At 70.7% G+C, this 11700-nt stretch carries 8 protein-coding genes; 3 read left to right on the top strand and 5 right to left on the bottom strand.

Features of this window, described 5'->3' with window-relative positions; all coding sequences use genetic code 11:
• Nucleotides 1-146: 146 nt before the first annotated feature.
• From ACTOQ3_RS07430 to ACTOQ3_RS07420, 3 genes are all read right to left on the bottom strand, one after another.
• Nucleotides 147-2327 (bottom strand): heavy metal translocating P-type ATPase, encoded by a 2181-nt coding sequence (locus ACTOQ3_RS07430; protein ID WP_440082901.1) that lies wholly within the window; start codon nucleotides 2325-2327, stop codon nucleotides 147-149.
• Nucleotides 2328-2586: 259 nt separating this feature from the next.
• A complete protein-coding gene (locus ACTOQ3_RS07425; protein WP_440082658.1) occupies nucleotides 2587-3609 on the bottom strand; it encodes a hypothetical protein in 1023 nt (340 codons plus the stop codon).
• Between the two features lie 307 nt (nucleotides 3610-3916).
• Nucleotides 3917-6358 (bottom strand): GcvT family protein, encoded by a 2442-nt coding sequence (locus tag ACTOQ3_RS07420; protein ID WP_440082657.1) that lies wholly within the window; start codon nucleotides 6356-6358, stop codon nucleotides 3917-3919.
• 120 nt (nucleotides 6359-6478) lie between these two features.
• Between ACTOQ3_RS07420 and ACTOQ3_RS07415 the strand changes: the two genes are divergently transcribed.
• Both ACTOQ3_RS07415 and ACTOQ3_RS07410 read left to right on the top strand, forming a co-directional pair.
• Nucleotides 6479-7387, top strand: coding sequence for a phosphotransferase (locus ACTOQ3_RS07415; protein WP_440082656.1), 909 nt, complete (start codon nucleotides 6479-6481; stop codon nucleotides 7385-7387).
• Nucleotides 7384-8964 (top strand): amino acid permease, encoded by a 1581-nt coding sequence (locus ACTOQ3_RS07410; RefSeq protein WP_440082655.1) that lies wholly within the window; start codon nucleotides 7384-7386, stop codon nucleotides 8962-8964. The genes ACTOQ3_RS07415 and ACTOQ3_RS07410 overlap by 4 nt, the downstream gene beginning before the upstream one ends.
• A 71-nt stretch (nucleotides 8965-9035) precedes the next feature.
• Here the strand turns inward: ACTOQ3_RS07410 and lipB are convergent, their stop codons facing one another.
• A complete protein-coding gene (lipB, locus tag ACTOQ3_RS07405; protein WP_440082654.1) occupies nucleotides 9036-9674 on the bottom strand; it encodes a lipoyl(octanoyl) transferase LipB in 639 nt (212 codons plus the stop codon).
• A gap of 15 nt (nucleotides 9675-9689) precedes the next feature.
• A complete protein-coding gene (locus tag ACTOQ3_RS07400) occupies nucleotides 9690-9875 on the bottom strand; it encodes a PspC domain-containing protein (RefSeq protein ID WP_344743060.1) in 186 nt (61 codons plus the stop codon).
• A 215-nt stretch (nucleotides 9876-10090) separates the two neighbouring features.
• Between ACTOQ3_RS07400 and ACTOQ3_RS07395 the strand changes: the two genes are divergently transcribed.
• The gene (locus tag ACTOQ3_RS07395) at nucleotides 10091-11650 is read left to right on the top strand and encodes a M28 family metallopeptidase (protein ID WP_440082653.1); all 1560 of its coding nucleotides are present in this window, start codon (nucleotides 10091-10093) and stop codon (nucleotides 11648-11650) included.
• The last annotated feature ends 50 nt before the right edge of the window (nucleotides 11651-11700 follow it).

Here is an 11700-nt window from a genome sequence, read left to right as displayed (position 1 = left end):
GTCACGCCCGACGTCCGCGTGATCGGGCCGAAAAGGAGGTCGGCCGATGAGCAGTGTGGTGCTCAGGTGGGCTCTGCCCTTCCCGCGGACCGGGTGCGCCCTGCCGCGCGGACTCCACCATAACGCCCGCGCCGCGGGGGCGCCCCTCACCTGAAGCGGCGCAACCGCAGGCTGTTGCTGACCACGAACACCGAGGAGAGCGCCATCGCGCCGCCGGCGATCATCGGGGTGAGCAGCCCGAACGCGGCCAGCGGGATGGCGGCGACGTTGTAGGCGAAGGCCCAGAAAAGGTTGCCCCTGATGGTGCGCAGCGTGCGGCGGGACAGCCTGATCGCTTCGGCGGCCACCCGCAGGTCGCCCCGGACCAGGGTGAGGTCGGAGGCCTCGATCGCGACGTCGGTGCCGGTGCCCATCGCCATGCCGAGGTCGGCCTGGGCCAGAGCGGCGGCGTCGTTGACCCCGTCGCCGATCATGGCCACGGTACGGCCCTCGGACTGGAGCCGCTTGACGACCTCCACCTTGTCGGCGGGCAGCACGTCGGCGATCACGTCCTCGATGCCGACGGCCTCGGCGACCGTGCGGGCCACCGTCTCGTTGTCGCCGGTCAGCAGGATCGGGCGCAGGCCGAGCGCGCGCAGCGCGGCGACCGCCTCGGCCGAGGTGGGCTTGATCGCGTCGGCGACGGTGAGCACCGCGCGGGCCTTCCCGTCCCAGCCGACCGCGACGGCCGTCTCCCCGCGCGCCTGTGCCCGCTCCAGCTCCTCCTCCAGCTCGGGCGGCAGGTGCTGCGACCGGTCGGCGAGCAGCCGGGGCCGCCCGACGAGCACGGCGTGCCCGTCGACGACGCCCCGGACACCGAGTCCCTCGACGTTCGCGAAGTCCTCGACCGGGGCGGTGGAGTCCGCCGCGCGGGCGACGGCGCGGGCGACGGGGTGCTCGGAGGCGCCCTCCAGCGCCCCGGCCAGCCGGAGCACTTCCTCGCGCTCCTCACCGGCGGCGGGGAAGACGTCCCTGAGGGTCATCGTGCCCGACGTCACGGTGCCGGTCTTGTCCAGGACGACGGTGTCGATGCCGTGGGTCGACTCCAGCGCCTCCGGCCCCTTGATCAGGATGCCCAGCTGGGCGCCCCGGCCGGTGCCGACCATCAGCGCGGTCGGCGTGGCGAGGCCCAGGGCGCAGGGGCAGGCGATGATCAGTACCGCCACGGCGGCGGTGAAGGCCGCGGCGGCGCCGGAACCGGTGCCGAGCCAGAAGCCGAGGGTGGCCACGGACAGCGCGATCACGATCGGCACGAACACCGCGGAGATCCGGTCGGCCAGCCGCTGCACGGCGGCCTTGCCGTTCTGCGCGTCCTCCACCAGCCTGGCCATCTGGGCGAGTTGGGTGTCCGAGCCGACCCGGGTGGCCCTCACCACGAGGCGCCCCCCGGCGTTCACGGTGGCGCCGGCCACCGCGTCGCCCGGCCGCACCTCGACGGGGACCGACTCGCCGGTCAGCATGGACGCGTCCACGGCCGAGGATCCCTCCTCGACCACGCCGTCCGTCGCGATCTTCTCCCCCGGCCGTACGACGAAGAGGTCGCCCGCCGTGAGCCTGCCGACCGGAACGACCTCCCCGGAGGCCAGCGTGACGTCCTTGGCGCCCATCGACAGCAGCGCGCGGAGCGCGGCACCGGCGCGCCGCTTGGAGCGGGCCTCGAAGTAGCGGCCCGCGAGGATGAAGGTGACCACCCCGGCGGCGGCCTCGAAGTAGATGTTCCCCGAACCGTCACCCCCGGACAGGGTGAACTCGAAGCCGTGCCGCATGCCCGGCATGCCCGCCGTGCCGAAGAACAGGGCCCAGAGCGACCAGGAGAAGGCGGCGATCGTCCCCAGCGAGACCAGCGTGTCCATGGTCGCGGCGCCGTGCCGCAGGTTGGTCCAGGCCGCTCGGTGGAAGGGCCACCCGCCGTAGACCACGACGGGACCGGCCAGGGCGAGGGAGAGCCACTGCCAGTGGTCGAACTGCAGCGCCGGGATCATCGCCATCGCGACGACCGGCACCGACAGCACGGCCGAGGTGATCAGGCGCTGCCTGAGGGGAACGAGCCCGCGCTCTCCCTCCTCCCCCTCCTCCTCGTCCGTCCCGTCCCGCTCGGCGGACACCGGCGGGGCGGGCGGCTCGGCGGTGTATCCGGCCTTCTCCACCTCCGCGACCAGATCGTCGGGGGTGACGCCGGCGGGGTAGGTGATCTTCGCCTTCTCGGTGGCGTAGTTGACGGTCGCGGTCACGCCGTCCAGCTTGTTGAGCTTGCGCTCGATGCGGGCCGCGCAGGAGGCACAGGTCATGCCGCCGATGGCGAGCTCGATCCCGCCGTGGACGGGCGCCTCGCCGGTGGTCGTGGTCGTGGACGTCACGGCATCTCCTCGTACCTTCTCCGTCGTCGTGTGCGGCCCGGCATCGGCCGGCGGGTCAGGACCGGGAACCTCGCCGCCGCCAGGGAACGGGCCCGTCCCTCGACCCGGCACGGGCCGTCGCCCCCGCGGTGGGTGTGTCCAGGCACGTGTCTCTCCTCGCTATCAGAACGCCTAACCCCTACGGGGTATTTCACGGCTGGTGGCTGTGCCCGTGGCCGTCTCCGGACGATGCCGTGGCCCCGCCCCCCTCGGGGTCCGGGCTCGTGGCGGCGGTGAACACGGCGGTACGCACGGTCCCGGCGTGCTTGAAGTCCAGGTAGAGCCCGTAGGTTCCCGCGCTCGGCACCTCGGCGTAGAAGGTGATGTCCGGGCCGGGCGCGCTGCGCCCGTCACCGGGCGCGCCGTCGGGGTGCACGTGCAGGTAGGCCAGGTCGCCGTCGCGCAGCGCGACCAGGTGCCCGTACGCGGCCAGGTAGGGCTGCAGGTCGGTGACCGGCTCGCCGTCCTTGGCGATCGAGAGCGTGAGCATGCTCGTACGGCCGGGGATGAGATCACCCTTGAGGGTGACGGTGTAGTCGCCCACCTTGGCGGTCCCGGCCGGGACGGCGGGCGGCTCGGGCCGGTAGTCTCCGGCCACCGACAGGTCCATGCCGAGCGTCAGGGGCTGCGCCCCCTCGGGGGCGAAGTCGGCGAACGCGCGGTACTCCCCGGCGTCGGGGAGTTCGAGCGGGACCGACCAGACCCCGCCGCCCAGCTGGGTGGGATGCAGGTGCTGGAAGCCCGTCAGGTCGCGGCGGACCACGATGAAGTGCAGCTTCTTGTCGTGCTGGGTGGTGAACCCGGTGACGGGCGAGCCGTCGGGGCCGATCACCGTGAAGCGGAAGTCGGTCCGCTTGCCCGCCTTGACCTCGTCGGTCTCCGGCATGAGCATGTATCCGCCCTGGGAGACCTGGAGCCCCGCGGGAACGGTCGGCGCCTTCGCGGCCGCCGTCTCCCGCCCCGCCCCCTGCCCGGTCTCCTGGTGGGCGCCGTGGTCCGCACCCGCCCCGGCGTCCTGACCCGCGCCCCGCTCGGTGCCGGTGCCGGGAGATCTCTCGGCCGCCGCGCTTCCCACCGGACCGGCCAGCCGGCCCGCCCCCAGGGCTCCGCCGAACAGCACGGCCAGCCCCAGCGCGTACGCACCCACCTTGATCGCGCCGTTCATCTCGACCATCCCTTCTCAATACCCATAGGGGGTATCCGTTCGCTCGACCACAGTGCCACACCACCACCTTTCCAGCAACCCCAGGGGGGTATATCTGACGCCGGTCTCCAGATCACAGGATGGCCGATATGCACGTCCGTGACGGGACCTATGGGAAATCAGGGACGGGTGCCGGCCTCTCACCACCGGGCCCGCAAAGGACCGCAAGAGGCCGCGAAGGGCCCTGAAGAGCCGCGAAAGGCCGCAAAGAGTCGCAAAAGGCCGCGAAACCAGGCGAAACCCAGCTGGCCGGTGGGGCCAGCGCCCGCCGGGACGGTCAGGACGGCAGGCGCCGGACCCGTTCCGAGGACGGGTCGTAGAGGGGTTCCGCGGTGACGACGGCGCCCGCCCAGGTGCCGGTGACGCCGACCTCCACGCGGTCGCCGGGGGCGGTGTCCCCGGGCAGGTAGGCGTAGGCGATCGAGCGGTCGACACGGTGGCCGTACCCGCCGCTGGTCACCCGCGAGGCGGGCAGGCCGCCGGCGCGGACCGGCTCCCCGCCGAGGCAGACCTGGCGGGGGTCGTCCAGGACCAGGCAGAACAGACGCCGTGCCGGCGCTCCGGCACCCGCGCCGGCCTCCAGGGCGGCGCGGCCGAGGAAGTCCTTGTCGCGGGCGACCGCGAAGCCCAGGCCGGCCTCGTGGGGGGTGGTCTCCGGGGTGATGTCCATGCCCCAGACGCGGTACCCCTTCTCCAGGCGCATCGAGTCGATCGCACGGTACCCGGCCGGGCGCATGCCGTGCGGCGTTCCCGCCTCCGTGAGCGTGTCCCACAGCGTCAGCCCGTACTCCGACGGGCAGTACAGCTCCCAGCCGAACTCGCCGACGAACGTCACCCGCTGGGCCAGTACCGGGACGTTCCCGACGCTGATCTCCCTGGCCTTCATGTAGCCGAAGGTGAGGTCGTCGCCGGAGACGGAACCGAGGATGTCGAGCGCCCTGGGACCCCACAGGCAGTAGCAGGCGTGCGCCGAGGTGACGTCGCGGACGTCGAGGCCCCGGCCGCGCAGCCAGGCGGCGTCGTGGACGCCGAAGGCGGTGCCGGTGACCAGGCGGAAGCGGTCCTCCGCCAGGCGGGTGACGGTCAGGTCGGCCTCGATGCCGCCGCGCTCGTTGAGGAGCTGGGTGTAGACGATCGAGCCCACCGGCCGGTCGAGCCGCCCGGCGCACGCCCGCTGCAGCCCCTCCAGGGCCCCGGGCCCCGACACCTCCAGCTTGGAGAACGAGGTCTGGTCGAAGAGACCGGCGGCGTCGCGGGTGGCCAGGCACTCCTCGCGCACGGCGGGCGACCAGATCCGGCCCGCCCAGCCGTCCGGGCGGGGGCTCCGGTCGTCCGGGGGAAGATCACGGCCGGGCTCGTACCAGTTGACCCGTTCCCAGCCGGACTTCTCGCCGAACGACGCTCCCAGCTCCACGTGCCGCACCCAGGCCGGGGAGCGGCGGAGCGGCCGGGCGGCGGTGCGCTCCTCGCCGGGGTAGACGATGTCGTAGTACTTCGAGTACGAGTCGAGGGCCTTGGCCCGGGTCCACGACGCGGAACGGGCATGGGCCCCGAAGCGCCGCAGATCCATGCCGAACATGTCGTACTCGGGCGAGCCATCCACGATCCACTCGGCCATGACCTTGCCCACGCCCCCGGCCGCGGCCAGGCCGTGGACGCAGAAGCCGGCCGCCGCCCACAGCCCGCGGACCGGGGTCTCGCCGAGGAGGAACTCGCCGTCGGGGGTGAACGCCTCGGGGCCGTGCACGACCTTCGTGATCTCGGTACGGCCCAGCTCGGGAACCCGTCGCACCGCCGATTCCCACGATTCCCGAAATTTCGGCATATCTGGGGGAAAGACGGTTCGCGGCTCGTCCAATGGAGCAACCGTGTCCCAGATTTCTGGATCGCGAATATATCCGCCCACCAGAATCCCGCCGTTTTCTTCCCGGAAATAGACAATGTTGTCCGGATCCCGCACCGTGGGCATGGACGACGGGACCCCGAATGATTCGGTGGTGACATATTGATGCTTGATTGGCACGACCGGAATATCGACACCGGCCAGCCGTCCGACCCGCCCGCTGGCCGCCCCCGCCGCGACGACCACGGTCTCCGCCTGGACCGACCACTCCTCGAAGCCGTCGGAGCCCCCGGCCCCCGACGCGAGCCGTACCCCGGTGATCGCGCCTCCCGCCACGTCGAGTCCCGTCACGCGGGTCCCGGTGTGAATCCGCACGCCCAGCTTCCGCGCCCCGGCCGCCAGCGCCCTGGCCAGCAGCGCCGGGTCCAGCCAGCCGTCCCCGGGCAACCAGAGCGCGGCCCGCACGTCGTCGGCGTGCAGCAGCGGGAGCATCTCCTTGGCCTCGGCGCCGGAGACGACCTCAAGGCCCAGGCCGTAGGTCTCCCCGGCCCCGGCCAGCCGCAGCGACTCCTCCACCCGCTCGGGCGTGGTCGCCAGGCGGAGGCCGCCCACCCCGCGCCATCCCGGGTCCAGCCCGGTGAGCTCGGCCAGCTCGGGGTAGAGGCCGGCCGAATACATGATCATCTTGGTCTGGGTGACCGTGGAGCGGAGCTGGCCCACGAATCCGGCCGAGTGCCAGGTGGTCCCCTCGGTGAGTTCGTGCTGCTCGACGAGGATCACCTCGGTCCAGCCGAGCCTCGCCAGGTGGTAGGCGACGCTGCAACCGGCCACCCCGCCGCCGATCACGACGGCCCGCGCGGAACTGGGAAGTTTCAAGGCGCGCAACCCCTCTGTAACACCTAGTCCACAGAATTGGATCAATGGTATGAAGGTAGGCCAAAGGAGGGCGGCATGCCAGATCCTCTAGCGGACGTCCGTAAATGGGCTGACCAGCCCGTGACCGAGACTCTGATCAAGGGTGGTCTCAGCCACCGGATCTCCCGGCTCACCACGGCCGACGGGCAGCGATGGCTGCTGCGCGTGCTGGATCCCCGGGTCTCGGAGGCCGGCCTGGGCATACCGCTCGACCAGGAGATCGCCAACACGCTCCACGCGGCGGACGCGGGAGTCGGCCCCAGGGTGCTGCACCGGCTGCCGGGCGCGCTGGTCCTGGAGTATCTCGACGGCGCCACCCTGGACGCCCACGCCGTACGGACGATTCCGGGCCCCATCGCGGCGGCCTGCCGCCGGCTGCACGCCGGACCCAGGTTCGTCAACGACTTCTCCATCTTCCGCAAGCTCGACGAGTTCCTCGCCCTCTGCCGTACCCACGAACTGAGCACACCCGACGGCTACGAGGACCGTCTTCCCACGGCGGCGGAGATCGAACGGGCGCTGGCCGCCGATCCGCTGCCCACGGTGCCGTGCCACAACGACCTGCTGCCGGAGAACTTCATCCGCTGCGGCGCCGAGGTCAGGATCGTCGACTACCAGCTCTCCGGGAACAACGACCCGGCCTTCGAGCTGGGCGACATCGCGGCCGAGGCGGACTACGACCCCGATCTGACCGCCCGGCTGGCCCGCGCCTACTTCGGCACCGACGACCGGCGCCTCACCTCCAGGGTCCGGCTCAACCTGATCATGTCCAACCTGACCTGGACGCTCTGGTTCGCCGTGCACCACGGGCTGCTCAAGGAGCAGGCGGCCGACGCCGACTTCGACTACGAGGCGGAGGCGGCCGACAAGTTCTCGCAAGCCGTACGGGACCTGGACGACCCCGGGTTCGGACGGCTCGTCGACGACGTCCGGGGCGCGAGCGCCGGATCTCCCCACCCCCCGCACCACCACGCAAGGAGGCTTGAGTGACCAAGCCAACATCGGTCGGCTCCGTCGACGAGGACGCGAAGCGCCTCGCGGAACTCGGTTACAAGCAGGAGCTCTCCAGAACCTGGAGCGGCTTCTCCAACTTCGCCATCTCCTTCTCGATCATCTCCATCCTGGCCGGCTGCTTCACCACGTTCGGCCAGGCCTGGAACAACGGTGGCCCCGTCGCCATCGCGTGGGGGTGGCCGCTGATCTCGATCTTCATTCTGATCATCGGGCTGTGCATGTCGGAACTGGTCTCGGCCTATCCGACCGCCGGCGGCATCTACTGGTGGGCCGCGAAGATGGGCAAGCCGATCCACGGCTGGTTCACCGGGTGGTTCAACCTCATCGGCCTGATCGCCGTGACGGCCTCGGTCGACTACGGCTGCGCCACCTTCCTGAACATCACCCTCAGCCGGTTCTTCGCCGGCTGGGACCCCAGCCTGACCAACGCGTTCATCCTGTTCGCGGTCATCCTCGTGCTGCACGCCCTGATCAACATCTTCAGCCACCGGCTGATCTCGACGCTGCAGAACGTCTCGGTGTGGTGGCACGTGTTCGGCGCGGCGGTGGTCGTGCTGATCCTGGTCTTCGGCCCCGACTCGCACCAGTCGATGTCGTTCGTCTTCACCGAGACGATCAACAACTCCGGCTTCTCCGACTCGTCGTACTGGTTCTACGTGCTGCCGCTCGGCTTCCTGCTGACCCAGTACACGATCACCGGGTTCGACGCGTGCGCGCACGTGTCGGAGGAGACCCAGGGCGCCTCCACCGCCGCCGCCAGGGGACTGTGGCAGTCGATCTTCTACTCGGCGATCGGCGGCTGGATCCTGCTGCTCGCCTTCCTGTTCGCGGCCACCGACGTGGACGCGGTCAACGAGGCGGGCGGCTTCGTCGGCGCCATCTTCGACAGCGCGCTCCCCGGCAACCTGGCCACGGCGATCTTCGCGATCTCCACCATCGGCCAGTTCTTCTGCGGGATGAGCTGCGTGACCTCGATGTCCCGGATGACCTACGCCTTCTCCCGGGACGGCGCCATCCCCGGCTGGCGCCTGTGGTCGAGGGTGGACGCCAACCGGACCCCCGTCAACGCGATCGTCTTCGGCTGCGCGTCCGCGCTGATCCTCACCCTGCCCGCGTTGTACGAGGCCCCCGGCGGCCTGCCGCTGGCCTTCTACGCGGTCGTGTCGGTGGCGGTCATCGGCCTCTACATCGCCTTCGCGATCCCGATCTGGCTCCGGCTGCGGATGGGCGACCGGTTCCAGCCGGGGCCCTGGACGCTGGGGCCGAAGTACAAGGTCATGTGCTGGATCGCCATCGTCGAGATCTTCATCGTCTCGATCTACTTCATCATGCCGCTGGTCCCGGCCGCCGTGCCGTTCAGCGACGACTTCACCTGGACCGCGGTCAACTACGCGCCGATCGTGGTCGGCGTGATGGTGCTGGCCGTGGGCCTGTGGTGGACGCTGTCGGCCAGGCACTGGTTCACCGGCCCGCGCCGCACGATCGACATGGCCGAGGCGTTCGACCCGACCGGCACGGCCGCCGACACGGCCGGCAAGGAGCCGATCGGCTGACCTAGGTCCCGAGATCCCAGAGGGCCCCCGAGAGCACGAGGTGACCGGCCCGCTCCCCGAGACCGGGCCGGTCAGCTCGCCTCGAAGGCCTCCGCCACCGCCGCGCGGACCCGGTCCATGGCCGCGGCGGCGGGGGCCTCCCGCCCCATGGAGGTCATGTCGACGTCGGGCATGCCACAGGCCACCGCCCAGCCCCACGGGGTCAGGTCGCCGTCGACGTTGAGGGCGAACCCGTGACTGGTGACGCCGCGGCTCTGCCGCATGCCGATCGAGACGATCTTGCGTCCCGTCTCGGCCGTCCACACACCGGTCAGCAGCTCCGAGCCCGGCGGGGTGTCGCGGCGCTCGGCCGGGACGCCCAGCGCGCCGAGCGCGCCGACGAGCCTCAGCTCGACCTCGCGGACGTAGTCGACGATCCCCTCGTCCTCATCGAGCTTGACGACCAGGTAGCCGACCAGCTGGCCGGGACCGTGGTAGGTGAGCTGCCCGCCACGACCCGTGCTCACGACCGGGATGCCGTGAGCGGGGTCGGGCAGGTGCTGCTCAGGGGTTCGCCTGCCCACGGTGTACACCTGCGGGTGGCTGAGCAGCCAGAGCGTGTCGGGGCGCTCGTCGCGCTGCCGCTGACCGACCAGGTCGGTCATCCGCTCCATCGCCTTCTCGTAGTCGACCAGGTCGTCCTGGACCAGGGACAGTGGGCGTCGCCTCATGCCCCCAGCTTATTTTCAGTAGCGGACTGCCGGCGCCTTGGGGACGAAGATCCACATGAGCACGTAGGCGACCCACAGAGGTCCCGGGATGAGCGAGAGCAGCAGCCAGAACACCCGGACAAGGGTGGGCGGCATGTTGAGGGTCTCCGCGATCCCGCCGCAGACTCCGGCGATTATCTTGTGGTTTCTCGAACGGTGCACGATACCTCTCCCCGAATCGGTGTTCTTCGTCTCTTCAAACGAACGACCGGAACTCACCCGTTCCCGAGACATCCCTGAGAAAACCCTGTCAGGGTCGGCTTGATAACTTTTCGTGCACCTGAGCGTCAGCGCATCTAGGCGAAACCAGCTGATCACGGTACGTTCCGCCATGTACGTAATAGGGGATCCCCCTCCGTTCCACCCCGAGGAGCGCTATGCGCCTGAGGTTACGACGCAGCATGGTCCAGGCCGCCACCCTGGTCACGGCCATCGCTCTCCCCCTCGCCTTCACCGTCCCGGCGAGCGCGACCATCGCGACCACGTCCCCCGGCGTCACCGACGTCCTCGCCAACGTGTTCGCGACGCAGATCAAGGGCGGCAACGTCAAGAAGCACCTGGACAAGTTCCAGGAGATCGCGACCGCCAACGGCGGCAACCGCGCCGCGGGCACGCCCGGTTACGACGCCTCCCTCGCCTACGTGCAGGACAAGCTGCGCAAGGCCGGGTACAAGACCTCCACGACCGACGTCGAGTTCCCGCTGGGCTGGGAGGAGGCGAGCCCCTCCGTCCTGCAGCAGACGGCCCCCGAGGCGAAGACCTACGCCAACCCGGCCGACTTCGTGACCGTGGTCTCCTCCAGCGGAGGCGACGTCACCGCGCAGGTACAGGTCGTCGACGCCGTCATCCCGCCGGCGCCGACCCCGAACACCTCGACGGCGGGTTGTGAGACCTCTGACTTCGCCGGGTTCGTCCCCGGCCGGATCGCGCTGATCCAGCGCGGCACCTGCCCGTTCGTCGACAAGGCCACCAACGCCAAGGCGGCCGGCGCGGCCGGTGTGATCTTCTTCAACGAGGGCCAGCCCGGCCGTACCGACCCGCTCGTCTTCGACATCATCGAGTGGCGCTTCGGCTTCCCCATCGTGATGGCGAGCACGGCCGTCGGCCTTGACCTGGCCGACAGCCCGAACACCACCGTCCGCCTGAAGGTCGACGCCGAGACCACGGTCGGCCGCACCAAGAACCTGATCGCCGACACCCGCTGGGGCAAGTCCGGCGAGATCGTCGCGGTCGGCGCCCACCTGGACAGCGTGCCCGAGGGCGCCGGCATCAACGACAACGGCTCCGGCAGCGCCGCCGTCCTGGAGACCGCGCTGAAGCTGGCCCACGTGCCGACCAAGTACAAGGTGCGCTTCGCCTGGTGGGGCGCCGAGGAGCTGGGCCTGCTCGGCTCCGACCAGTACGTCGCGGGCCTGTCGCAGGCCGAGAAGGACAAGATCAGGCTCTACCTGAACTTCGACATGATCGCCTCGCCGAACGACGGCACCTTCCTGTACGACGGTGACGACTCCGACGCCGAGGGCGCCCCCGCGGGCCCGGCCGGATCGCCGGAGATCGAGAAGCGCCTCGAGGCGTTCTACGCCAAGCGCAACCTGCCGTTCGAGGGCACCGACTTCACCGGCCGCTCCGACTACGGCGCGTTCATCGCCAACGGCATCCCGGCCGGCGGCATCTTCACCGGCGCCGAGGGCATCAAGACGCCCGAGCAGGCCGCCAAGTTCGGCGGGACCGCGGGCATCGCCTACGACCCCTGCTACCACTCCGCCTGCGACGGCATCGACAACATCAACGCCGCCGCGCTCGAGCGCAACTCCAAGGCCGTGGGCTACGCCACCGCGTACTTCGCCTACGACCTGACCGGCATTCCCGACCGCAACGCCGCGGTGGCCAAGTCCGCGGCGAGGACCGCGGCGGCACACGAGGGCGCCGCCCGCTAGGGACCGCTCCGCAAGCGCACCACCACGCTGTACGGCGCGCACCCGCCACG

The sequence above is a fragment of the Streptosporangium sp. LJ11 genome (assembly GCF_051918945.1).
Taxonomy (GTDB): Bacteria; Actinomycetota; Actinomycetes; order Streptosporangiales; family Streptosporangiaceae; genus Streptosporangium.
This window is presented reverse-complemented; position numbering and strand designations above follow the sequence as displayed.